Here is a 25618-nt window from a genome sequence, read left to right on the forward strand (position 1 = left end):
GGATTGTTGGGCTTATGAATTCCCCATCCAACAACATGAATGAAGAGTTCATCGACCTTTTTCGAGAAACGGTTAATGACGTTTTTCGATATTCCCTGGCACGTTGTGGGGATTGGCAAGAAGCTCAACAAATTACAAGATTTGTTTTTCTCACCGCAGCAAAATTATGGGCTCAAGGGCTGAATCTTAAGATTCCTCCCAAAGAATGGCTTTTTCAACTGGCAGTAGTGGCACAATTACACCATCCAGTTTTCGATACTACTTTAGAAAACGCTTCATCTTATCCAACCCAACAACAAATGGGGGTTTTTGCTCAAATTCAGGAAAATGCCGAGGAATGGAAACGCCTTCCTCGAAAGCAGGCGGACGGTTTAGCGTTAACCTTGTTTACTTCTCTCGAACTGGATCAAATTGCTTCTACTTTGGGATGGTATCCTTTTGATACCCAGACGAATCTGTCCAAACTTGTATCAAATTACTCTCCTCTCCGTAGCCTTAGGAACGAAATAACGCCGGTCGGCTATTTTGTTCAACATCTGGAAAGAGAAGTCGTCAATCTGTTGGAACAAAAAAAAACTTCCAGAGCCCTTTTCTTACAAATCTCTTTATGGAGATTGGAATACCTACACGAAAAATTATTCGGTTTTCTCTCCAAGGCAATTCCCATAATCGTGTTCGTTAGCATCCTTTTCTGGGCGATTCTCCGGCTCAGCAGTTCATCAGGACCTTTCCTTCCTTTTAACACCGCATTCAACTCTGCTCTTATGGAAGAACTCCCCCCTACTTCGACACCGACCAGGGCTTTTGAAGTTACCTCGCCGATGATAGATGACAAGGCAATTTACGTAGGCTGGGACGGGAGTATTCGAATGCTCAACCTGATGACAGAAATAGAAACTATCCTCACGGATCCCGATTTCTACCCCCTTTCAGAACGTTTTCCTGCCACCCCACTTTCAATCTCACCAGATGGGAATTGGCTTACACTCTATCGCCACAATGATCAAAGTCTATGGCTTATTCCCACAGATGGCAGTAAAAACACAATAAAAGTGGCATCCTCTCAGGTGCCATTTTCGTGGTCGTCTGATAGCAAGCACCTTCTTCTTGGTAAATTCCCCGACTATCGCACAATCAGCGATTTCTCATTAGAACAGGACAATGTTGTTCTATTTACCAAACTTCCGGGTGAGGTCTTAAGTGTTTCCGTATCTCCCAACAATCGCTGGATTGCTGTGATGTATTTATCGCCATCCGGTATGCCGTCGGGCGAGGTTTATCTGGGTTTACTGGATCGGAGCGGAAAAAAGCGAGTGGTCTTAACCTCCAAAAATGACTTTCAAGCAAGCGCCGCACTCTTCTCCGGCGATTATCGTTTGCTCTGGACAGAACAGAGTGATCAACTCTGGGTACCACGATGGAGAACCGCCTATTCCATAGACGAGGTTCTTCTTGCAGAACTCGAACCCGCTGAAAGTGATATTCCGGTAGGACAATTTGCCTCAGTAAGTGAAATGCCATTATGGTCCCCTCCGGCTTTCCAGGAAGAACAAGATATTGCAAAGTTAGTCGCCCTATTTGGAAACGAGGTTTATTTGTGGCCCGAGTACTCCAGGAAAAACGAACGGGTCTTTTTGTCCCCCAATCACCAAAAAGTGCTCATCCTTCGTCCGATTCAAGGTGAAAGCCGAGAAGCATACTTAACGCTGAAAGAAACCAACCTCTGGGACAGCAATGTTTGGACTAACGAGTTCCCTGAATTTGATCTGGCTTACTGGACGGCGGACCAGAATTATGTCCTTTTGGGAGAGTCATCCTCGACCCCGGGCAGGATTTGGTTCTTATCGATTGAACACCCTCAGGAATTTGAAATCCTCTCAAATGACGGGATTCTTTTAGGAACTTTTTCGTTCCTCCAATGGCGATCGAAAAATCTGGCTTCCACATTCCCTGTTGAAGCCATTTTCGCATCGAATCCCGTGCAAATCCCAGCCCCGGGTGTTTCCTTGGGCTCTTTCCTGGTACCTGTTGGATGGCAAATCTGGATTTATAACGATCCTGTTCCCACTCTTTCCATTGCTAACTTTTATCCCACCGATCCGGTAGGATGGATTGCGCTGGACCCTTCCAAGGTATGGATCAACATTCAGCATGGCGAAATCCTCATCTCCAGTATGATGCAAAGTCCACCTCCCGACTTTCAAACGGTCTCTGGCATACCGGTATATCATTTCTCCGAAAGGAAAGAAACAGACCAGACTTTGCTCAATGATCTGTATTGGATTTATTTAAAAGACCAGGGAACTGCCCTGAGCATCAATTACCAACCTTTGAATACACAACAGAAAGCATGGGTGGAAAAGATAATTCTTTCCTTCCAAATTGAAAATCCTCCAGCACAAATGCCTTAAAAAGAATAAAGAGCCCTCTGATATGCCACCAGAGGGCTCCTTTGATTTATTTAATCGGAGAGGGCTTGTTCCAGGTCCCAAAGGATATCCTCAATATCCTCTATTCCAATACTCAACCGAATGAAATCGGGCGTGACGCCAGCACTTAATTGCGCCTCTGGGCTTAACTGGCTGTGCGTCGTGCTGGCAGGGTGAATAGCAAGACTTTTAGCATCTCCCACATTTGCAAGGTGACTGAACAACTGCAAGCGGTCAATAAACCGTTTGCCCGCCTCTAACCCACCTTCGATACCAAATCCCAGAATCGCTCCCGCACCTTTCGGCAGGTATTTTTTCGCTCGATGGTAATCGGGATGTTCTGGCAGTCCAGGATAAGTTACCCAACGCACTTTGGGATGACTGGCTAAAAATTCTGCTGTTCGTTGGGCGTTGGATACATGGCGATCCATGCGCAGACTCAAAGTCTCCACACCTTGAAGAAACAGCCAGGAATTGAAAGGAGACTGACAAGCGCCAATATCTCTGAGAATCTGCACTCGCGCTTTGACAATGTACGCTGCCGGTCCTAAATCCGCATATACCAATCCGTGGTAACTCTCATCCGGTGTATTGAAGTTAGGGAAACGAGGGTTATCTTTCCATTGGAAGTTCCCTCCATCCACGATAATGCCTCCAATGGAAGTTCCATGACCTCCAATAAACTTTGTTGTGGAATGAGTCACAATGTTAGCGCCCCATTCAATGGGACGGCATAAATAGGGCGTGGCAAAGGTGTTGTCAATCATCAGAGGAATTTGATATTCCCTAGCAATAGCAGAAACCTCCTCGAAAGGGAACACGTTTATGCGAGGATTTCCCAATGTCTCGCCGTATAAAATTTTTGTATTATCACGAATGGCTCGACGAAAATTTTCCGGATCGGATGGATCTACAAACGTAACCTCAATCCCCAAACGCGGGAAAGTATAAGCAAATTGATTGTAGGTGCCTCCATAAAGCGTGGAAGCGGAAACAATATGATCCCCCTGTTCGCACAGGGTTAAAATCGCCATCGTTTGAGCGGCATGACCAGAACTCGCTGCCAATGCCCCTACTCCTCCCTCAAGGTCGGCAATACGTTGTTCCAGCACATCCGTCGTGGGATTCATGATACGAGTGTAAATGTTTCCGTTCTCCTGCAGGGAGAAGAGACGCGCCGCATGTTCGGTATCTCGAAACACATAGGAAGTAGTCTGATATAAAGGCACGGCGCGCGATCCTGTCACGGGATCGGGAACCTGGGCAGCATGTAGCTGGCGAGTAGTAAACCCAAAAGTACGATGACGCGATGGCGTTTGTTGAGACATATGTCCTCCTTTGGATTATGACTTTACAAGGTCATCCAGATTGAACGGTGTGACCTGGTACACATAGTAATTGAGCCAATTGGCAAACAGTAAATGAGAGTGCCCTCTCCAGCGCACCACAGGCGGACGAGAAGGATCATCGGCGGGGTAATAATTCAATGGAACATGGATGGGCTTTCCCAAACGAACATCCCGCTCATATTCGGATTGCAATGTCAGAGGGTCATATTCCGAATGTCCGGTAACAAAAATCTGTCTTCCATCCCGTCTCATGACAATATAGACACCTGCCAGAGGAGACTCTGCAATCACCTCCAGATCAGGAACTTTCTGGATATCTTCCTTTCGAATTTCGGTATGACGTGAATGCGGGGCATAAAAGACATCATCAAATCCTCGTAGCAAAGGAATATGATTTCTCAATGCATAATGCTCAAACACGCCAAACATCTTTCTGGGTAAGGCATATTTGGGAATACCATACTGGTGATACAAGCCAGCCTGTGCCCCCCAGCAGATAAAGAAAGTACTGGTGACGTGAACACCACTCCAGTCAATGATTTCAGTCAGTTCTTTCCAGTAATCTACCTCCTCAAACTCCAAATGCTCGACTGGCGCACCTGTGATAATTAGCCCATCGAATTTCAAATGGGAAAGTTCATCGAAGGTCTGATAAAAAGCCAGAAGATGTTCCTCTGGTGTATTTTTCGACTGGTGAGACGAGGTACGCATAAAGGTAATTTCCACCTGAAGGGGGGTGTTCCCGAGCAAACGTAACAACTGTGTCTCGGTAGCAATCTTCGTAGGCATCAAATTGAGAATAGCAATTTTGAGCGGACGAATATCCTGATGATCTGCACGCTCCTCATCCATAACAAACACGTTTTCTTGCAACAGAATCTCCCGAGCAGGGAGATTGACAGGAATCCTGATTGGCATTTCCTAACAACCCTTTCTAGATGGATATTGTGTTAATGGGAGGTCTCTTGAAGATAAAAAAAGACCTCTTCTGTAAGTAAGAAGAGGTTAGCAAGTCCGGCTAAGTCTCCTCTTATCTTCCAGAAAAACTTCTGCAGGAATTGGCACCATGCCGAATTTCGGCTGGTTGTCGAGGTTTCATCGGGCCTGTCCCTCCACCTCTCTGGATAAGAGTGCTTTTATTCAATTGTCGGTGTTAATATACCACGTTTTATCCTATTTTCAAGTCTCGAAAAAGGGTCATTTTTGAGGGGGCTTTTGGCTTTTACAGTACCCGTTCCTTCACAGATATTCCTTTTCCGGGGGGAAGAACTTTTTTTCTGCCATCCAACAGGTGCGCAATGGCTAAAATGGGATGACGAAGAAGCATGCGCGGACCTGCATGGCGCATCATCCGCCGAACCCGTTCACGCATTTCTGGCTTGTAACAGTGTATGGGACAATTAGCACAGGTAGGTTTCTTTTCCTGATAGGGACATTTTTCCAGCCGAAAAAAAGCATAATCCAGCAGTTCCTGGCACTCCATACAAAGGTTACCATCAGGTAAGCCATGGTGGTCAGCACAATATATTCTGGACATGGCAAGAATGGTTTTTCTTTCGCGAGCGATTCTTGGATGCATGCTTACCTCCCAACGGGCTAATCGTACCATGATCACAACAAAACTTCTTTGTTCTGCGTCAAAAAGTTCACAAGATTGAAGTTTTATAAGATTCACGAACACAGGCGCATCGAGTGTTCTCTGTGAGGGTTATATCCAGTGTACCCACCTATCTTGATGAGGTTGATATGACTCACTCGTCCTTGCAACATGCCCCCTCTGATTTATCTTCACCAGACTTAACTAAAACATTGAAATCCTATTTGGAATCTCTTGATACCTCATTTTGGATATATCCAGTTTCGGGAACATGGAAACTCGGAACATTCCCTTTTCCCAGTGAATTATCTAACACGCCATTAATTTATGTGCCTGCTGTATTGCCTGAAACGTTTGGTGACCCAAACTTTAAGAAAACCTATGGAGTAAAACTGGCATATTATGCGGGCGCAATGGCAAATGCAATTGCCTCTGAGCGCCTTGTTATCACCATGGGAAAAGCGGGCTTGCTGGCGTCGTTTGGTGCAGGGGGATGTTCACCCAATCGCATTGAAAATGCCATCCATGAAATTCAAAAAGCCCTGCCTAAAGGTCCCTATGCCTTTAACCTGCTAAACAGCCCAAACGAACCCTCCCTGGAACGCCGCGCTGTGGAGTTATATTTGAAATATGGTGTCCCTGTCATTGAGGCATCAGCCTATCTTGATATTACATATCCTCTGGCACTGTATCGTTTGAGCGGGCTTTCCAGAACACCCGATGGGAAGGTTAGAATTAGCAATCACATTATTGCAAAGGTTTCGCGTAAAGAAGTGGCTTCACGGTTTCTTTCACCTGCACCGGCAGATCTCGTATCCCAACTTCTTTCTGAGGGCAAGATTAGCGAAGAGCAAGCCCAACTTGCCTCACTTGTACCCATGGCAGATGATATTACCGTCGAAGCGGATTCCGGTGGGCATACAGATAACCGCCCTTTGGTAGGCTTAATTCCCACCATGCTGGCACTGCGGGATGAATATCAGGCAAAATATCACTATGAAACCCCGGTGCACATTGGCGCCGCAGGTGGCATCAGTACCCCCCAATCTGTCCTTGCGGCTTTCATGATGGGAGCGGCATATGTGGTTACAGGCTCGGTGAATCAGTCCTGCGTAGAATCCGGGGCTTCTGAGCATACTCGCAACCTGCTTGCTCAGGCGGATATGGCGGATGTAGCCATGGCTCCCGCCGCGGACATGTTTGAAATGGGCGTAAAAGTTCAGGTGCTAAAACGTGGCACCATGTTTGCCAATCGGGCATCCAAGTTATATGAGTTGTATTCGCGGTATCCTTGCTGGGAAGAAGTCCCTCAACAGGAAAGAACAAGACTGGAAACCACTGTGTTTAAGCGCACATTTGAAGAAATCTGGCAGGATACGGAAAAATTCTTTGCCGAGAGAGATCCCAGACAATTAGAGCGGGCACAACAGGATCCTCATCACAAGATGGCACTGGTATTTCGCTGGTATCTTGGGCTTTCTTCAAGATGGTCCAACACGGGCGAAAAAGGGAGGGAAATGGACTACCAAATCTGGTGCGGACCTGCTATGGGAACATTCAATGATTGGGTAAGAGGCACATACCTTGAAAAACCGGAAAATCGCCATGTTGTGGATGTTGCTCTTCACCTGATGAAAGGTGCGGCATACCTGGCAAGAGTCCGCCTCGCTGAAATTCAGGGGATAAATATCCCACATCCGCTGAAGAAATACGTTCCTGAAACCCCTCTGGTTTAAAACCCAAAAGCCTCAAAGCCTTCAGAGCCTGATTTCTTGAATCATCACAGGCTCTGATTTTTTTATTCCATGACAGGCTAAGGTCATCACAAATTGCTCTCGAATGTACCCAAAACCTGTCCAATTCTCGCCTACTCCCAGGACCTGAATTGAGATTGAGAACCATGAGCAGGCAAAAGACCTGGAAATTGTGTCAAAGCCTCCCAGAAGAATTTCAATTTTTCGAGTGTCTATACGCAATCCAAGTTTCAGCGCTTTTAAAACCGCCTCTTTCGCGCTCCAAAGAAAGGTATAGTACATCTCTTCAGACATCTCTGAAATTAAAGCCCTGTTCACTTTCTCCCGATCGGTGAAATAATCCATATAGAAAGCAGGGTCTCGTTTTTCAATTTTTTCAACATCAATCCCTAATGAAATCTCTGTATTTTGGGAAAATGCCGCACATGCCCAACCTTCCCGATGACTGATGGATAGTTCTCCCTGGACTTCTTCGCCTTTCACAAATACCCATGGAGAACCGTCTGCTCTGTTCTCAATAGAAATTTCTGAAAGGGTCAATTCCCCAAAATCTGACAGTACCCTTTGAATCAGATGTTTAGCAACCCAGCGCCCATGCAACCATTCCTGTCGGCGTTTCTGGAAACGCAGTGAGGTCAGGCGTTCTCTTTCTTGAGGAGAGAGGAATTTCTCTCCCTCTTTTTCCCAGAACGCCTGACCTTCATCAACTTCGTGGATCAGAACATATAGAATGCTCACGCCTCAGGTGATTGTGCCCACTGTGTCAATGAGGAGAGCAGTTCCTGTTCTACAGGATATGGAAGCGCTTCGGTTCGATAGCCTTTCAACTCCAGATATACCCGTCCTTTTGCATCCACTACCCTGGCATCAAAAGCCATAGAATGATTCTCCGAAGGAACAGGTTCTACTTCTGCGTATAGCACCGGTTGCTTTGGCAGAGAGGTGCGGTAAATTTCCAACCACTCAATGGAACGGGGCAAAGCAAGAACACCAGTCTTGCCAATTTCCCACACACCGGCGGTTTGCAAACACAGTTCTACCAGCATGGGTAAAGTTGTCCACTCGGTTATAGAGTCCGTTACAGGCGGCAAATCGGCCTTCCACTTGCCAATCACCTGATTCTCTTTTCTCTGAACCCCTTCAACCACCTGGAAAGAAGGTCCATGAAAATACAAGCGATAGACTTCCTCTGCGCTCAACTGCTGCGAACCGTTCCAGTAAGGTGGATTGCTTTTCATATCGCTTCTCTTAACCCCATCCGGGACAAGGAAGACCTGTGCAGTAAAATGCACCATGGACTCGGGTTCTTTCCCGTAACGCTGAATGGTTGACTCAAGCCGTACATCACCAATCAATTGACCTGCCTGATATTTCAAGAGTACCTTCCAAATCAATTTCCGCGCCTGATTGCGGTAAAACTTCAAAGGTAAATGGAAGTGAATATCGGAAAGCGAGGTAACACGGTAACTCTTCTGAAGATTGGAGAATAACATCGCCGTTCGTTGAGAAACAATCGCTAAGCCTTCAATTCCCATCACCCCTGGCAACAAAGGAATACCATTCAGAGCATGATCCTGTAAAAACGGGTGTTGATTGGGGTCTAACTCCGCTTCAAAAGTTAATCCATCTTTCAAGTTAAAGTCTACAACCCGTTCGTACAGGAAATGTTTCAGCGTAGGATCAGCCAGCAACTGATTGATTTGCTCAATGTTCAGCATTCTCTGCTCAAGTCTTTGGGATTCCAACATTCCCAAAGAACCTGCCACAACCACCTCGCCTTTTATGTCCTGAGAAATGAGATAACGAACCTGCGGGGCGGCACTCTTCGGCGAGAGCATTTCAATACCGGCGCGTTTCATCAAATCGGGCAAGAATCCTCTGCTTGCCATACCTACTTCTGCCCAGGCACCCCAATCAATACTCAAGAAATTGGTCTGAGGATATTCCTGAGAAAGGGTATTGGCTAATTTTGAGAGGAAATCATTTGCCGCACTGTAATCTGTTTGACCCGCATTGCCAAATCTTCCCACTACCGAAGAGAAGAACACCACCTGTTTGGGTAATGACCTCCGATTTTCAAGGGCTTTGAAGAGATGGTAGAACCCATTGACTTTGACCGAAACAATTTGAGCAAACTCTTCAAATGGTTTAGTCTCAACTTTGCGGCTCTTCTCCATTCCTGCCGCATGAAGCACAACATCAATTTGTGGAACTTCCTTCAAAATCTGTTCCACGGCTTCTTCCACAGCCTCAAAACGGGTTACGTCACAAGGAAGGTAGTGTACTCTGGCTCCCAATGCCTTCATTTTCTCCACCACCTTGAGGGTGGCTGCGCCACGCTCCAGAACCGCAATTCTCTGTTCCACCGCCGAGGGAGTAGCGCGTTCTCCTTGCTGGTGCAAACGCTCTGCCAGCGCCTTACGGAAGGCATTGCGGTCTTGAGCAAGCGCTTGAAGGTCGGGATCGCTTGGGTCTGGAAGAGAAGTTCGGCTCAGCAGGTAAAACGTACCCCGGGTAAATTTAGCCAAATCGAGCAATATAGGACCTACAATACCGCCAGAAGCCCCCGTCACCACAAAGGTTTGAACGCCTTCCAGATTTCTGAGTGATAGTGTTTCAACATCTTTCAAAACAAAAGTAAAGCGCTGGTTATCCTTCCATCCCACCTCACAGGTAGAAGCGTCATAAAGGGTTTCCTCGAGAAGCCGCTCGGCAATCCATTCGCTCGTGGCTTTTCGCTCAAAATCCACTACTTTGACGAGACAATTGGGACGTTCCATGCTCAGGGCTTTTGCAAAGCCGGAAACTAATCCTCCAAAGGCACCATCTTTATGAGGACTTTCTACCCCGTGCAGTCCTCCCATGCGAGTAGCGCAAACCACAAAAGGCTGTCCGTTGAGTGTGCGAATCAACGTGAACAAACTATTCGCATGAAGTTCAACAGATGACTGCCAACCCTGCGGATCGAATTCCTTCATGGAAAAACGGGAATCCAGGGCAGGAAGGAAGTACACTCCGTGGATTTCTCCCTTGGAAACAAATTTTTGGACTTCCTCGGCCATCTGGCGCACCGACTCAGGCTTGAAGCGATGAGCCTGCACTCCCTTTTGGTTGAGAAGTTTCTCCAGAGACTCTCCAACACCACCTTCTCCATCAACAATCAGGACACGAGCCTGCTGATCCAGGAAAATTCCAGATGGAACACATAAAGAAGGGTGAGGAATTAACACAGGCACTGGAATCCGAACCTTCACTTTACCCTCTGCCGAAAGATCTTCTTCCAACAAACGTTCATCTGAAGAAAGTGGTTCCTGATCCTTAGGTACGTTTGCCTCCCAAGCCTCAGAAGGTTGAGAGAAACCTTCAATTTCAGAATGTGTAGGCTCTGTGGTTTCACCTGAAGCCAAATTGACTTGGGACTCCAACGCATCCCGCATGAAATCAATCACCTTGGCAAGGGTGTTGTAGTCAGAGAGGCGTAAATCCTCTCTTCTGGGAATGTTGTAATGGGTTCGGATGGTGGCAAATAACTCCGCCTGTTTGACGGTATCAATCCCAAGATCTGCTTCCAAATCCAGATCCAGATCGAGCATTTCCACCGGATATCCGGTTTTTTCGCTGACCACACTCAACACAAATTGTTTAATGGAATCTTCATCAGGTACAGAGGAAGATGCTAAAGGAGCAACGTTTTCTAAACGTCCCCCTGCTTTGTTCTGTCCACCAGGAACGGGTTGCTGAGATTGGGTCGTCAATGCCTCTTTCATGAACTGAATGACCTTCGCCAGTGTATTGTAATCGGCAAGGCGCAAATCCTCCCGTCGTGGAATATTGTAATGGGTTCTGATCGTGGCGAAGAGTTCGGCTTGTTTGACGGTATCAATTCCCAGGTCGGCTTCCAAATCTAGATCCAAATCCAGCATTTCCTGAGGATAGCCAGTCTTTTCACTCACTACCTGCAGAACAAACTGCTTGATGGCCTCCTCATCCACACCGGCAATATTTACAGGAACGGCCGACAGCGTAGCGGATTCGGCAACCCGGGTTTCTATTATCCCCTCTGCTGGGGCTACCTCAGAAAATTCTGCGGGGCTTTGGGATGGTAAGAGAATTTCCTGCGTTGATTGAGGTGAAACTGCCCACATCGTAGGCCCAAATCCATATTTCCAGTTTGATTTTCTCGGCACCTGTTTCGGTGGACCATCATGACGAATCCGCAACGTGCGGTGATCCACTTCCAGAGTCACCTGGTCATAGCCACTAACTTCCCGCAACCAGTTGATATATCGCTCTTTCTCAACCCGCACGGCAACGGGAATCTTACGGAGTAACACCATGGCAATTTGAGACCCAAAGCCTGCGCCTAGCCGTAGGGCATACACGGGATTGTACTGTCCCCCCTTCGACAGGTTCAAATCTCCCAATTCTGGATCAGGTTCAAAGCCATCGTGAATATGGGCAATGGGTGGAACGATTCCTGTTTCAAGCGACTTTACAGCCACAACATCTTCGATACCTACCCCCATAGAATGTCCTGTAAAACCTTTCGTATTGGCAATAATCACCTGAGGCGCATGAACCCCAAATACCTGTCTCAGAGCGCGAATTTCTGCGGAGGCACTTCCACCGCGAGCGGGAGTGTACGTCTCGTGAGAGACAAACACCGTTTGCCCGGCGATCTCTCCACGACGAATGCCAAAACGCTCTTCGGCTTGCTGAATCAAGTGCTCCATCACCAAAGCCACGTGCTCAACATCCAGACGGGTGCCATGATAGGCACTATTGGCAATTTGGGTCGCAAGAATTTCGGCAATACCGTACATACCACGTTCGCGAACAGCATCTTCCGACTCAATCACCAGAGCAGCAGCCCCCATCCCCATAATCATGCCATTTCGACGACGATCGAACGGTAAAATGGCTTTACGAGGATCGCCCTCCACCGTAGCCGCACCGCTCGCCATCAAGCTGGTACCAATCCATTCGGAGAGCGCACCGGAAGTCACGTCATCTCCAGCAATTATCACAACCCTCCGTGCCCTCCCTGCACGAATCCAATCTTCTGCGATAGCAATCGCGTGAGTGGTGGTTGCACATGCGGCATTCACATGAGTATTTGGACCTCGAGCGCCTATATACTCGGCAAATTGCGAATGCCCCATGCTTAAGACACGGAAGACAAACCTGCGGTCAAAGTGGTAATCCAGGGCGCGTATTTTTTCGTCAATTTCATCGGCTCGACGCTGAATCTCCCGATAAACCTCTGTATCCGGTGAAATCAAACGCTGAAGGGAACGCAGTTGCTGGATCTGAGATTCAAGATTTTGAACTTCGTAAAAGCGTTGAGTTTCTTCCGCCATACGATCCAATCCAGGAAATGCGGAAGCGAAAATCACCCCGGTTTCATCTGCAAGGGCTTCGGGAAGTTTCCAGCGGTCAGGCAGATACGTCCCCTTGCTTGTGCGACGGTACGCCATCACCAGCGGAATGCCCGCATCTCTCAGGGCTTCAATTCCTGCGGCTATTGCCAATTGAGTGGAAATATCCGTTGCTTCCACACGATCTGCTGGGACACCAAATTCTTCTATCAGGTCAAATTTTCCGCGCTGACCGCCCAACTTCACCGTCTGATCTACATGGTCAATGACTTCTTGAATGGCACCGGCTTCGCTTTTGACCAGGCGAATGGCGCGTTTCTCAGCCATACGCCGACGTAAATCCTCCGAGAGCGGCTCGATGCGAATTTCCCCCCGAAGAATACTGGCAATATTCGAGTCGTCAAAGACATGCCGGTTTTTGCCGGGTAAGCCTAACCCCGCCCCGCTCACCACAACCGAACTGGTAAGCGGGAGTTTTCCATTCCCATTTGAAGACATCTGATTAGTTTCTTTCTGGATTACCCCAGAAGCATTTATCCTACTCACTGAAACCAGACTTTCGGTCTGTTTTACAGCCCCTACGGGAATTGGAGCAGGTAATTTCTGAATCTCCGACACATTTGCAAGGGCATTTGCCATGAAATCAATGACTTTTGCAAGAGTGTTGTAATCGGAGAGGCGTAAATCCTCGCGTCGCGGGATATTGTAGTGGGTACGAATGGCAGCAAAAAGTTCTGCTTGCTTAACCGTGTCTATGCCTAAATCTGCCTCAAGGTCAAGTTCCAGATCAAGCATCTCCACCGGATAGCCGGTCTTTTCGCTCACCAGATTGAGAACAAATTGTTTGATTTCTTCCCTGTCTTTACCTTCCAGACCTGGCGAGTTCGTTTGAAGTTGGGGCTCAGGGATTTCAACTGTCCGGGATTCTACGCGGGAGGAAACCAAAGAAAAGGTCGACTGCTCATGTTGAGTTCCTTTCGGCACAACCCCAGCCGCAAGCAAGCCGCAAAGGGCTTTGTTGAAACTTACCACAGAGCCTTCTCGCGGATGGTTGGTGGCTAAGATTGTTACATCCGTCTTCCCTTTGAGAATATCCATGGCTAAGGCGTTCAAAACCCGCTTGGGTCCAACCTCAATGAATACTCTGGCTCCCTCACGATACAAAGTTTCGATACCCTTGATAAATTGCACGGGAGAAGCCACCTGGGCTGCCAGAAGGTCGAGAATTTCATCTCGCGTGTTGGGATAGACATCCCCAGTCACATTTGCCGCGATTGTCAAACGTGGGGGCTGAATATTCATGCGAGCGATAACCTCCCGCAGAGGTTGGCTTGCCGGAGCAACAATCTTTGTGTGGAACGCGTGAGACACGGGGATCTTCGTCCCTTGAAAACCGGCTTGCTGGAAGGCTTCCAGCGCAAGGTCTACCCCTTTTGTTGTTCCACCAATCACACACTGGAGAGGGCTATTGATGTTGGCAATGACAACATATTCTGGAATAGTTTTGAGAATTTCTGCAACTTTTTCAATAGGCGCTGAAACCGCTGCCATGGCGCCATTATCCTCCATGGCAACACGCTTCATCTCACGTCCACGGGCAGAAACCACTTCTAACGCTTCAGCAAACGTCAAAACTCCAGCGGCAACCAGCGCAGCATATTCCCCGAGGCTGTGCCCAATAACCATATCAGGGGTAAAGCCGAACTTGTTTAACAAGCGCATCATGGCCACGTTGGCGGTGAGCATAGCAGGTTGGGTAATCTCTGTATTGCGCAAGGCTTTCTCTGCCTCAGCAAGAGAAACCTCATCTCCTGCCACATAGATATACTCTGTCAGAGGTTTACCGAGAATCGGGGTCATGATGCGGTCCGCTTCTGCAAACGTCTGGGCGGCAACCGGTTCCACCTCACAAAGATCTTTCAGCATGTTTACGTATTGCGAACCCTGTCCTGGGAAGAGGAAAGCCAGTTTGCCCGGTTTCCCGCTCCCCCGGAAAACGCCATGTGCTACCAGTGCCTGCCATGGGTTACTCTCCGGAGCACTTTCAAACCCTTTCAAAGCACGCTCTGCCCGCTTGATAAACTCATCGCGGTCGTTGTAATCAATAGCCATTCGTTCTTTGCGTTCCAGTTCTTCTACAGAAGGGATACGGCTCTCGGGTAAATTGCCTGATTGTGCCAGTTGAAGGGCTTTTTGCAATTCATTCTTCAAGCCTTCTACCGTCTCGGCACTGGCAAAGTAAAGGCCACGATAGGGCTTGGGAAGACTTTCTTCCCTAGACGCTGCCTGCACAGAAAGAACCTCAGCCCTGGACGTTAAGTCCACCCCGGAATAAATCTTCTTTTCTCCTTGCAAAATACCCGGGACATATTCATCCACCACCAAATGGAAATTCGTGCCACCAAAGCCAAAAGAACTGACCCCAGCGCGGCGGACCTCCCCTTGTTTGATTTCCCAATCACGCAAAACTGTGTTGGGATAAAAGGGAATATGAGCAAAATCAATATTGGGATTGGGACGTTCCACATTTAGCGTGGGGGGGATTTGCTTATGATGCAAGGCTAAAACCGTCTTCATCAGACCAGCCGCACCTGCGGCACTCTTCAAGTGTCCAATATTGGATTTTACAGAACCTAATGCCACACTGCCCGGCTTCAAATCAAACTGACCAAAGATGGCTGTCAGGCTGTTCACCTCAACGACATCTCCAACACGGGTTGATGTGCCATGTCCTTCAATCATGCTGACTGTGGCAGGGGATACACCAGCGTTTTTCCAGGCTCGCTCGATGGCTTGCTGTTGTCCGGTAGGATTAGGTGCGGTAATGCCTTTGCCTTTCCCATCACTGCTACTACCTACACCACGAATAACCGCGTAGATGTGGTCTCCATCTTTTTCAGCATCCTCGAGGCGCTTAAGCAGGAACAGAGCTGCACCTTCCCCTTGAACAAAACCGTTTGCGCCATCTGCATACGGGCGCGAACCATCGGGGCTTAAAGCGCCGATTTTGCTGAATTTCACATACCCTTCGATGCTCATACTGCGATCGACGCCACCCGTAAGTACTGCATCAAACTGGCCATTATTCAATCCATCGATTGCGGCTTGAATTGCTGCCAGAGACGAAGCACATGCTGCATCCGTAATGAAGTTTGGGCCCTGGAAATTAAAGACATTGGCAACTCTGCCGGCAATGATATTCCCCAATTCACCGGGCATGGTATCTTCGGTAATATCGGGTACCACAGAACGGATTTGCTTGCGAACGCCATCCAGAATTGCTTCTTGTACCGAGAGTGGCAGAGATTGAAACTCGGGTACTGCTACCAGAGCGGCTTGATACTCTGCCGCACGAATCCGCATGCTACTCTGATAATGCCTTTCACCCCCCAGGGCATTTCCCAGAATGACTGCCACCCGCTGAGGGTCCAATGGACGCTGTGGATAACCATAATCACTTAATGCTTGCCTAGCGGCAGAAATTGCCCATTGTTGCGTCTGATCCATCTGTTCGATCACGCGCGGCGGGATAGCAATTCCCCATTTATACGGTTCAAAGTGAAAATTACGAACAAAAGCACCAATCTTGGAATAGGTTTTATCCGGTGCCTTAGGGTCCGGATCATAGTACAGGTCTATTCTCCAGCGATCCGGAGGCACCTCCCCAATCGAATATTTTCCCGATTTCAGGTTCTCCCAAAAAGTTTTTACATCTTCTGCATCAGGTAAAACCACCCCCAAACCTACAACCGCTACGGGTCTCGTTATTGTCATGACTACCTCCTGTATTGTGGTGTTTTGAAGGAATTGCCCTCAAATACCTGGGGTTAATTAATCTTTGATGAAACAGATTTACAGAACCGAGACTATATCCATTTGATGTGTATTCCTGTGCCTGAAAACACCCGAAAATGGATAGAGTTACGTAATAAGCGGGTACTCTTTCAAGACTTTCTATCCTGTTTACCCTACCCATAAAAGTTCAGGTGGAGAAGCCATCCATGCCCTCCACCTGAACATCAGTTACACCGTTTCGTGAAACTCAGTACCGTCTCAAAATCATCAGAGTTTCTCCATATTCGTCCAGCAATTCCAGCATATTTCCATCCGTATGATACGAACGTGCCAACTGCAACGCGTTCAGAAATGCATTTTCCTGAGCGCGAAGCGAGGGGTTCTGGCACGCCATCATCGTCATAGAGACGTCCTTAAATTCGATGGTATCGCCCTTTACTTTGTATTGTCCGTTGAAATCATTGCACCCTGTATTTCCTCGCACTTCGCCATCCCCAAAATCAACGATCACATCGACACCGGGGTAAGCCGCTGATTCTCCAATGGTCTCTAAAGACCAGACTGTTCCCTTCAATGGGTTCTCTTCCTCAGCAGTGCCAGCACAAGCAGAGAGAATCACAATTGCCAGGATGGTAATCAAAAGAGCAGTTGCTTTTCTCATATCCTCTCCTATTCAGTCTTCAAGCGAATGGTCTTAATTTCAAACGGGCGGAATTCAAGGTGCATGGTATTCCCGTCTAATAAGACCGGTTGTAATTCTTCTTCCAGCAGATTGGTCTCCACTGCTTGGGTGAACGGCAAGTTCAACTGTACCTGACAATGGGTCCTCGTACGCATCGCTTCATAGAATCGCAAGATGATATCTCCTGAGCCATCTTCGGCAAGTTTAACGGTTTCCAACACCACATTCGAGCAACTAGTTTGAAGCAAGGATCCTTTACCCCCATTGCCTTTGAGGACCACTGGCGGCACATTCAAATCATAGGCTTCCTGAATCAATCCGCTTTCTAATAGACTGCCATTCCAGAAGTAAACAGCATAGGTGAAAGTTTGCAGTCCCTTGTCTGCCAGCATATCAGGTGCCAGAGGGGACTTAAGCAGTGTGAGATTGATGCTATTGCCCTTTACGCTAACCCCGTATTTACAATCGTTCAGGACAGCCACCCCTCGTCCTTCTTCTGCCAGTGCAGTCCATTTATGCTGGCTGACTTCAAACCGGTCAGCATCAAATTGTCGGGAAGCATGATTGGGGCGACGAATGTGCCCAAATTGAATCTCGTGAATGGCTTCGCTGGCATGAATATTCACGGGGAAATTCACCTTGAGCAATTTGTGGCTTTCACGCCATTCAATGCCGGTGATGAAATCGATTCGTCGGCTACCTTTTCTCAACCGGATGATTTGCACAAGGTCAGACTCATGAAGCCTTCGCGTAACACGCAATGAGGCTTCCAGAGAATGGCTTGAATACACTTCAATAAACGAATTTCCATCCAATGGAACCGGGATGTCTTCCGTCATACTGTTTAAGTCCCAGGCATCCCATACATCAGGTACGTCTTTATACATTCGGAAGACATTGGCTTTTCCAGTAATTTGATCTCTGCTTGTTTCCTTATCCATCAGCCGGGTAATTTCTCCCCGATCATTGAATTCTGCCCGCAAGATTTCATTCTCCAGGAAAGCGCCGCCCTCCGGCAGCATTCCTGCTTGCACCCGACTTTCACCATCCAATCGAGATTCACCGGGGGGAGAAATCGTAACCCATCCACAGGGTGGAACTTCCACCTCGGTCAACTTTCCCTGCACTTCTACACAAACCTTGCGTGCCCAATTCAGGGAATTGAAAACGGTGACCTCTGTGTCAGAGGGCTGAACCATGGCAGACAACGCTTGCTCGGTAACCAATCGACACTCCTGCAAAACCTCACTATACATGGTTTCCGCTTCCTCGTATACACGACGGATCGAAGAACCGGGCAAAATGTCATGGAACTGATTAAGCAATACTTTTGTCCAGGCGTTTTTCAAGGTATCCTGAGTAAACTCATACCCTCGCAACACACGGGAAGCAGTTGCCCAAAATTCGGCTTCACGCAGGGCAAATTCGCTCTTGCGGTTGCCTTTTTTCGTCTTTGCTTGAGAAGTATAGGTACCACGATGGGCCTGAAAATAAAGTTCTCCCACATATTTCTGGCGGGGTAGTCCACGGCGCGTCAGGTCTTCAAAAAATTCCGCTGGCGAAGAGATTTTGACCTTGGGCAAACCTTCCAGATTTTGTTCCCGGCGAATGTATTCAATGTGATTTCGTTCAGGCCCGCCTCCGCCATCCCCCCAGCCAAACGAGAAAATCATGGTTTGGATACCATTTTTCTGCAAACGTGTGTTCCAACGCTCAAACACATAACGAGGGCTGGTTTGACTGTTGTATTCTGTGAAGATGTGTGCAGGAATTACACTGCCATCAATTCCTTCCCACCAGAAGATGTTATACGGGAATGGTTCTCCTCCCCCATAAGCCCAGGTAATCTTCTGTGTTGCGAAACCTTTCATTCCGGTGCCTTTCAGGATTTGCGGTAAAGCACCGGAATATCCAAACACGTCGGGAAGCCATAAAATCTCGCTTTTGACACCCAATTCCTCTTCAAAGAATCTCCTGCCGTAGAGGATTTGGCGAATCAGGCTTTCTCCGCCGCTGATGTTGGTATCGGCTTCTACCCACATTCCGCCATCTGCAATCACTTGCTTTTGGCGAACAGCATCTTTGAACCGCGCATACAGTTCAGGATAGTGGGTTTTGAGCATGAGATACAAATGAGGCTGACTCTGAAGGAAACGGTATTCGGGGTATTCTTCGATTAAGCGCAACTGGTTAATCGCCGTGCGCGCAATTTTGCGTTCCGTTTCCTGAAGAGGCCAGAGCCAGGCTACATCAATGTGAGCATGTCCAAAAGCATGTAATTCGGGTGTCGTATCGCCATTCCGACATTCCAAAAGAGGTTTCAAGCGGGCTCGTGTCTGACGAACCGATTCCAGCAATTCATCTTCCGGAAGTTCAAGGTCAAGGATGCAGGTAGCATCCATCAAACCCTCATCCACTTCAGAAGCACGCAAGGATAAGGGATCGAGTCCATCCCGCAATTCCCGCAACGTGGTAAAGTCCAGCGCCAACTGGTAAATTTCTTCGCGCCAAATCCCCAACGTGCTGTTACCCACTCTGGTTTGAGCCGCAGGGGGTTCAGGTACGGTTTGCACGCCCCAGAGGTTTGGCCCATCTCCAACGGTAATTCTTCCATGCCCGGCATAGGCTTCAAGAAGAATTTCATACTCATCGCCTGCCCGGGCAGAAGTCGCGAGGGTAAACTCTTTGTGTGCCCAACCAATTGAGGCTTCAATCCTTCCATTAACCCAAACCAGACTCTCACCCCCGGGTTCAAGTCGAAGAACAACCCGTTTTCCCTGGAGAACCTCAGGAATCACCACTCTGGTACGGAACCAACCGTACTCCCATTTTGCTCCCCAAGGTGTTCCAGCAGGCATGGGGATGAAATTGCCCTGAAGTGCCTGCTCATACGTTAACCGGAGAGTGGTCGTAAACCCCTCCAGAGGGATTTCCATCACCGGTAAGTAAATAGCCTCCCACAGGGTACGCTCCCAACGCTTGATACGATTTTCCCATTCAGGTGTAAGAGCCATTTTTTCTCCTTAATTTTCCTGGACGTTGACAGTGAAATTTTAAGCCGAATTTCACAAATATACGGATAGATGTACCGGCGTCATTTTTCCCTTTTGTGATATGATAATTGTAAACCCCCATTTGGTCATTTCTTTTTTTAGGAGTCTTATATGAACGTTCACAATCAAGACACCATCGAACAAAAGATATCAGAACTCCTCTCTCAGATGACTTTGTCAGAAAAGGTTTCCCTGCTCTCAGGGAAAGACGCCTGGAGAACCATGCCCATTCCACGCTTAGGGATTCCTTCGATTACCATGACTGATGGACCCCATGGCGTGCGTTCAAGTTATCCAGAGGCAGGAAGAAAAGCCGGTCCCACCACATGCTTCCCCACCGGAGTCAGCATGGCGGCAACCTGGAACACAGCACTGATCGAAAAAGTGGGCATGGCGCTGGCAGAGGAAACGCGCGCGATGGATTGTGATATTTTACTGGGACCCTGCGTGAATATCGTTCGCCATCCGCTTGCCGGGAGAAATTTTGAATCTTATTCCGAGGACCCTTATCTTAACGGGAAAATGGGTGTGGCATGGGTCAAAGGATTGCAGAGCAAAAAAGTTGGCGCATCTCTGAAGCATTTTGCGGCAAACAATCAGGAATTTGAACGCCATCGAGGTTCCTCAGAACTCGATGAACGCACCCTGAGGGAAATCTATCTTCCCCACTTTGAAATGGTGGTGAAGGAAGCCAAACCCTTTACCGTCATGTGTGCATACAACCGTATCAACGGGGTGTACGCCTCCCAGAACCGACACTTGCTTCGCGAGATCCTCAAAGAAGAATGGGGATTTGATGGTGTAGTCGTCTCAGACTGGGGTGCTAACCATACCATTTTTGAATCGGTTGAAAATGGCTTAGACCTGGAGATGCCGGGACCGGCACGCTATTACGGCAAACTTCTTGAAGATGCTGTACACAACTGGCAAATTGATGAAAAAGTGATAGACGATGCCGTTCGCCGCATCCTGCGCATTTTGTTCAGGGCTGGTAAGTTCGACGATCCTGCAACACTGCCACCCGGTTCGGTAAATACTCCAGAACACCAAGCCCTGGCATTAGAAGTGGCAGAAGAAGCCATCACCTTGCTCAAGAATGAGGCAGACCTTTTGCCCCTTGATATCGAAAAGATTCGCACTCTCGCCGTGATTGGTCCCAATGCAGCTGAGGATCGCATTGGTGGCGGCGGCTCTTCTTATGTTGATCCGCCTTATCGGGTTTCCCCCCTGGAAGCACTGCGCGCACGATTCGGAGATAAAATCCAAATTGAGTATGAAAAAGGCTGCGATAATTATCACCAGCCCCCCGTACTCGGTGCTGACTGGTTAGGGGTTAACGGGTTAAAAGTGGATTTCTTTGACAATCCTGCTTTGCAAGGACAACCAGCAGGGACGATATCTATCCCCAAAGCAGAAATGTGGATGTGGGCAAATTCTCTCCCCGCTTCCAAAATCACTTCGCCACGTTTTTCCCTGCGCGCCAGTGGATCATTCACCCCTCTGGAAAGTGGCAACTTCACATTCTTCCTTGTGAATACAAGCACGTGTCGGGTATTTATCAACGGCAATAAAGTCTTTGAGAATACTTCAAAACCCAAAGAACATCGCGCAGAGAGTGAAGTGCAATTCCAAACAACCCTGGAAGAAGGAAAATCTTACGATCTGGTCATTGAATACCTGAAGGATAATGACGAGGAATTTGCTTTCTGGAAACTTGCCTGTATGCGAGTCTTTGGTCCTGGAGAGGACAATCGAATCCAAAAAGCCGCAGAACTTGCCGCGAAGAGTGATGTTGCCCTGGTGTTTATTGGCATGCCGGAAGGATTTGAAAGCGAAGGGTACGACCGTCCGGATATGCGCCTTCCGGGTCCGCAGGATGAACTGGTGCGGGCTGTTCTGAAAGCCAACCCCAGAACTGTTGTCATCCTGAATGCCGGCTCCCCGGTGGAAATGCCCTGGGCTGAAGATGTGCCTGCCATTCTGGAAGCCTACTACCCCGGGCAGGAAGGAGGCAACGCTGTTGCCAAAATCCTCTTTGGTGAAATTAATCCCTCGGGGAAACTGACAGTAACTTTCCCGCGCCGTTTAGAAGACACGCCTGCTTATATCAATTACCCGGGCGATCGGAAGGTGTACTATGGAGAGGGTATTTTCGTAGGTTACCGATATTACGAGAAGAAAAAGGTATCCCCTCTCTTCCCCTTCGGACATGGGCTTTCCTATACCACGTTTGAATACGAAAATCTGACCTTACCATCGGAGGTTAACATTGGGGAATCTGTTAAGGTACAGGTAACCGTGAAAAACACCGGCAAACGCGCGGGTAAAGAAGTGGTACAATTGTATGTAGGCGACCCTGAGTCTTCCCTGGTGCGTCCACCCAAAGAACTGAAAGGTTTTGCAAAAGTTGAATTGCAACCTGGGGAATCAAAAACAGTCTCTTTCGAATTGGACGAGAGAGCCTTTGCATTCTACGATCCTTATCAATCGCGCTGGGTAGTTGAACCCGGTGAATTCCAGATTCTGGTAGGCTCCTCTTCACAAGACATTCGAGCCTCTGCTGTACTCAGAATGGCTTAGGCTGGTTGCGATGAAAAAAAGAGGGATCGGTGTATTCAACCCCGATCCCTCTTCGCGTTTTAAATAATACGTTTACAGAGAATACAATTCACCGTACTTACGTTTGAGATAGGCAATATAGGGCTGGATATCCAGGTCTCGACCAGTAACACGCCGAATTAAGTCCGGAGCAGTATATTTCCTGCCATGCTGATAGATGTGTTCTTTCAGCCACCCGTGTAAATTCTCAAATTTCCCCTGGCGAATTTCTTCAGGGATCGAAGGAATTTCCAACACTGCATGGTGATAAAACAATGCGCTCAGAATATTTCCAAGCGTGTATCCCTGGAATTGTCCACCGATGAACCCTCCATACCAGTGAACATCCTGCAGACAACCATCACGATCATCGGGAGGCACTACTCCCAAATCTGAACGGTAGCGTTCATTCCAGGCTTCCGGTAGATGTTTGACCTCCAGGGAACCTTCCAGCATCTGTAACTCAAGGTCAAAACGAATCATGACGTGGAGATTGTATGTCACCTCATCAGCATCTGTACGGACTAGTGAAGGCTGCACTTTATTAATGGCTCGGTAAAAAGTATCCAGAGTCACATTCCCCAATTGACCAGGAAAGGTTTTTTGCAACAGCGGATAGTAATACTCCCAAAATTCCCGGCTTCTCGCCACCACATTTTCCCAAAGCCGCGACTGGCTTTCGTGTACCCCTGCGGAAGTCCCTCCAAAGAGGGGTGTCCCATCAAAGGCGGGATTGCATCCCTGCTCATACATGGCGTGTCCGGCTTCATGAACCGTGCTGAAGAAAGCCTCCCCAAAATCGTTCTCTTTCACGCGGGTGGTAATGCGTACATCACCATAACCAAAGCGAGTGGTAAAGGGGTGTGGGCTCTTATCCTGCCTTCCACGCTGAAAATCATACCCCAAAGCACGGATAACCTGCTCACCAAAAGCAATCTGGTCTTTTTCCGGAAAGTGCTGTCGCAGACAAGAATCATCTGATGGAGGGTATGAAGTAATGGCTTGCACCAGAGGTACAAGTTCCTGGCGCAGTTGGTCAAAAAGTACGCGCAAGTTTTTGGCTTTCATTCCATAGTCTGCCCAATCAATTAATGGGTCGGCAATATGTTCATACCCCGGGAAACAATTGGCAACCTCGCGGCTGTATTCCAGAGTCTGCTCCAACAAGGGTCTTACCTTCTCGAAATCATTGTTTGGACGGGCTTCAGTCCAAGCCATGTAGCAACGAGACTGATGCTCATAGACTCTGGCAATTAATTGCGGTGGAATTTTGGTCAAGCGGTCAAAATCCCTTTTAGCCACACGGATTAAGGCAGCATCATCGTGATCTTCGGGCAACGAATCGGCATAAGGTAGTAATTCTTCAATCAACTTTCCCAAGCCGGGATCAGTCATTTTCTCCTGCGCCAGACGAGCAAGGGTTGCCATTTGACGTCCTCGCGCCTCAGCCCCCCCAGGAGGCATGTAGGTTAATTGATCCCAACCTAGCACCGCATTTGCCATTTCCAGGTCATGAATTTCGGATAATCGTTGTTTCAAATCTCGCATTTTTTCTTCCATCTTCGTCCATCCTTTCAACAAGATTTTTGAGAGGTTCCGGGAGCACCAAATTTTCGTGATTTTTCATCCAGTACCAGCACCCAGTCAGGGCCGCTGAAAGGCGTGGTAAATTGCTGGATTTTGTGATGAGAGAAGACCCCGATCTCAAATGACTTTCCAGTACGTGGATCATACCACCACGCCTGAACCGTTCCCGCAAGTTCTGAGAGATCCACAATTACCTTCTTATCCGGCTGTGGGATGTACACCATAGCATAAGAACCATCTTCTGCACGTGTGGCTCTGGAATGGGCAGCACGTGCTGAATTTTCTTTGTCGGACTGAATCTCTTGAACCGGTGGAGGGGTGGGTTCTTCGGGTAATAAAGACTGGTCAGGAATTCTCGTAAAGTACGGGCGGGATAACATCAGGGATTTCAAATGCGTCAACTGCCACGCTCCAGGAGCAAAAATGGCTTCCTGCCATACCCGCATGGGATGAGTAACCGGCTCACGGGAAAGATCCCAGAATTGCCATACAGAATGATTCCCGTAAGTATGCCCACAAGCACCGGCAAAAACAGAGCGATAGGCTTGTTTTCGGACATCATAATCAGTAAACCTGCCAAATTTGGGCTCCCATTCCCTCAAGTAAGGGTCGATGGGGTGATCTTCATAATTAGGTTCACCATCCAGTACAGGTTTAACAGGCTGGAGGGCAAGGTCTCTGGTAATCATTTCCCAATTTGGAGCATCCAGAAGGACATGGCCGGACTGAAGCATATTCATTGAGAGCCAATCCTGCTGATGAAGCCATTTCGATGAACTGAACCCTCCCATAGGATGGTAAGTCATCAAGGGTTTATGCCCCAATCCTTCGATGATCCCTTCTGCCAGTGATTTCCATATGGCCACATAGCCTTCTGCAGAACGATCTCCCCCTAAAATCCAAACCACATTTTTAAATCGGCGATAGCGCTCGCCTAAGAAATTTCCATAAGCTCGTGCATTGCCCTCATTAAAAATAACCGGGCCAATACCCCACAACCCTCCGTGAACTTTATCTCCCCAGGTTGGAAGCAGTCCCACATATAAATCATATTGTTCAGCCAGTTGTACCACCTCATCTACAAAGCGGAAATAAAATTCATTCGGACGCGCAGGATCATCTCCACAAAGAGAAATGTGTCCGTTCGCATTCGGGACATGCAAACCGTTGAGTTCGGCAAGCAGGACTGCATGAATCAAATTAAACCCCTGCCGACGTCGTACCTCAAAATAATGAGTGATTTCAGCAAGACTTAATCGGTGAAACAATTCCCAGGCTGTATCCGCCAACCAGAAAAAGGGCTTTTCTTCCTCATCCACAAGAAATCTTTGGTTTTTGCTTGTGCCAATCTGTTTCATGTGCTTCCCTTTTCTGTTCTACCAAGAAAAATGGCACT

Annotated in this window: 12 protein-coding genes and 1 riboswitch; of the genes, 3 read left to right on the plus strand and 9 right to left on the minus strand. The window is 48.0% G+C overall.

Annotation, left to right across the window (positions count from 1 at the left end; translation table 11 throughout):
- Positions 1 to 14: 14 nt before the first annotated feature.
- Positions 15 to 2411, plus strand: coding sequence for a hypothetical protein (locus tag ANT_RS08740; protein WP_041454862.1), 2397 nt, complete (start codon positions 15 to 17; stop codon positions 2409 to 2411).
- A gap of 50 nt (positions 2412 to 2461) precedes the next feature.
- Here the strand turns inward: ANT_RS08740 and ANT_RS08745 are convergent, their stop codons facing one another.
- The 3 genes from ANT_RS08745 to ANT_RS08755 all read right to left on the minus strand — a co-directional run bounded on the left by ANT_RS08745 (position 2462) and on the right by ANT_RS08755 (position 5357).
- Positions 2462 to 3757, minus strand: coding sequence for an O-acetylhomoserine aminocarboxypropyltransferase/cysteine synthase family protein (locus ANT_RS08745; protein WP_013560152.1), 1296 nt, complete (start codon positions 3755 to 3757; stop codon positions 2462 to 2464).
- A 15-nt stretch (positions 3758 to 3772) separates the two neighbouring features.
- Positions 3773 to 4696 carry a homoserine O-acetyltransferase MetA gene (gene metA / locus ANT_RS08750; RefSeq protein WP_013560153.1) on the minus strand — a complete coding sequence of 308 codons (924 nt, stop codon included), beginning with the start codon at positions 4694 to 4696 and terminating at the stop codon, positions 3773 to 3775.
- Positions 4697 to 4805: 109 nt separating this feature from the next.
- A riboswitch (SAM riboswitch) is annotated at positions 4806 to 4909 on the minus strand.
- 91 nt (positions 4910 to 5000) lie between these two features.
- Positions 5001 to 5357, minus strand: a complete 357-nt coding sequence (locus ANT_RS08755; RefSeq protein WP_041454863.1) for a nitrous oxide-stimulated promoter family protein — start codon at positions 5355 to 5357, stop codon at positions 5001 to 5003.
- 167 nt (positions 5358 to 5524) lie between these two features.
- On the opposite strand from ANT_RS08755, the gene ANT_RS08760 reads away from it, so the two are divergent.
- Positions 5525 to 7111, plus strand: a complete 1587-nt coding sequence (locus ANT_RS08760; RefSeq protein ID WP_081460227.1) for a PfaD family polyunsaturated fatty acid/polyketide biosynthesis protein — start codon at positions 5525 to 5527, stop codon at positions 7109 to 7111.
- A gap of 21 nt (positions 7112 to 7132) precedes the next feature.
- Here ANT_RS08760 and ANT_RS08765 read toward each other — a convergent pair whose 3' ends face one another.
- The 4 genes from ANT_RS08765 to ANT_RS08785 all read right to left on the minus strand — a co-directional run bounded on the left by ANT_RS08765 (position 7133) and on the right by ANT_RS08785 (position 19998).
- Positions 7133 to 7867 (minus strand): 4'-phosphopantetheinyl transferase family protein, encoded by a 735-nt coding sequence (locus ANT_RS08765; protein ID WP_013560156.1) that lies wholly within the window; start codon positions 7865 to 7867, stop codon positions 7133 to 7135.
- The gene (locus tag ANT_RS16330) at positions 7864 to 16281 is read right to left on the minus strand and encodes a type I polyketide synthase (RefSeq protein WP_013560157.1); all 8418 of its coding nucleotides are present in this window, start codon (positions 16279 to 16281) and stop codon (positions 7864 to 7866) included. Before ANT_RS16330 ends, ANT_RS08765 begins: the two co-directional genes overlap by 4 nt.
- Before the next feature lie 268 nt (positions 16282 to 16549).
- Positions 16550 to 16963, minus strand: coding sequence for an META domain-containing protein (locus ANT_RS16335; RefSeq protein WP_013560158.1), 414 nt, complete (start codon positions 16961 to 16963; stop codon positions 16550 to 16552).
- 8 nt (positions 16964 to 16971) lie between these two features.
- The gene (locus ANT_RS08785; protein WP_013560159.1) at positions 16972 to 19998 is read right to left on the minus strand and encodes an alpha-mannosidase; all 3027 of its coding nucleotides are present in this window, start codon (positions 19996 to 19998) and stop codon (positions 16972 to 16974) included.
- 150 nt (positions 19999 to 20148) lie between these two features.
- Between ANT_RS08785 and ANT_RS08790 the strand changes: the two genes are divergently transcribed.
- Positions 20149 to 22617 carry a glycoside hydrolase family 3 C-terminal domain-containing protein gene (locus tag ANT_RS08790; protein ID WP_013560160.1) on the plus strand — a complete coding sequence of 823 codons (2469 nt, stop codon included), beginning with the start codon at positions 20149 to 20151 and terminating at the stop codon, positions 22615 to 22617.
- Between the two features lie 72 nt (positions 22618 to 22689).
- Here ANT_RS08790 and ANT_RS08795 read toward each other — a convergent pair whose 3' ends face one another.
- Positions 22690 to 24195: a carboxypeptidase M32 gene (locus ANT_RS08795; RefSeq protein ID WP_041454864.1), complete on the minus strand. Its 1506-nt coding sequence runs from the start codon at positions 24193 to 24195 to the stop codon at positions 22690 to 22692.
- A 14-nt stretch (positions 24196 to 24209) separates the two neighbouring features.
- On the minus strand, positions 24210 to 25580 hold the full coding sequence (locus tag ANT_RS08800) for a glycoside hydrolase family 140 protein (RefSeq protein WP_013560162.1): 1371 nt from the start codon (positions 25578 to 25580) through the stop codon (positions 24210 to 24212).
- Positions 25581 to 25618 lie beyond the last annotated feature (38 nt).

The organism is Anaerolinea thermophila UNI-1 (genome assembly GCF_000199675.1).
GTDB lineage: Bacteria > Chloroflexota > Anaerolineae > Anaerolineales > Anaerolineaceae > Anaerolinea > Anaerolinea thermophila.

Excerpts from the sequence above, each read along its gene's own strand:
- ANT_RS08740 (WP_041454862.1), top strand. The coding sequence starts at position 15 with ATGAATTCCCCATCCAACAACATGAATGAAGAGTTCATCGACCTTTTT.
- ANT_RS08745 (WP_013560152.1), bottom strand. The coding sequence starts at position 3,757 with ATGTCTCAACAAACGCCATCGCGTCATCGTACTTTTGGGTTTACTACT.
- metA (WP_013560153.1), bottom strand. The coding sequence starts at position 4,696 with ATGCCAATCAGGATTCCTGTCAATCTCCCTGCTCGGGAGATTCTGTTG.
- ANT_RS08755 (WP_041454863.1), bottom strand. The coding sequence starts at position 5,357 with ATGCATCCAAGAATCGCTCGCGAAAGAAAAACCATTCTTGCCATGTCC.
- ANT_RS08760 (WP_081460227.1), top strand. The coding sequence starts at position 5,525 with ATGACTCACTCGTCCTTGCAACATGCCCCCTCTGATTTATCTTCACCA.
- ANT_RS16330 (WP_013560157.1), bottom strand. The coding sequence starts at position 16,281 with ATGACAATAACGAGACCCGTAGCGGTTGTAGGTTTGGGGGTGGTTTTA.
- ANT_RS16335 (WP_013560158.1), bottom strand. The coding sequence starts at position 16,963 with ATGAGAAAAGCAACTGCTCTTTTGATTACCATCCTGGCAATTGTGATT.
- ANT_RS08785 (WP_013560159.1), bottom strand. The coding sequence starts at position 19,998 with ATGGCTCTTACACCTGAATGGGAAAATCGTATCAAGCGTTGGGAGCGT.
- ANT_RS08790 (WP_013560160.1), top strand. The coding sequence starts at position 20,149 with ATGAACGTTCACAATCAAGACACCATCGAACAAAAGATATCAGAACTC.
- ANT_RS08795 (WP_041454864.1), bottom strand. The coding sequence starts at position 24,195 with ATGGAAGAAAAAATGCGAGATTTGAAACAACGATTATCCGAAATTCAT.
- ANT_RS08800 (WP_013560162.1), bottom strand. The coding sequence starts at position 25,580 with ATGAAACAGATTGGCACAAGCAAAAACCAAAGATTTCTTGTGGATGAG.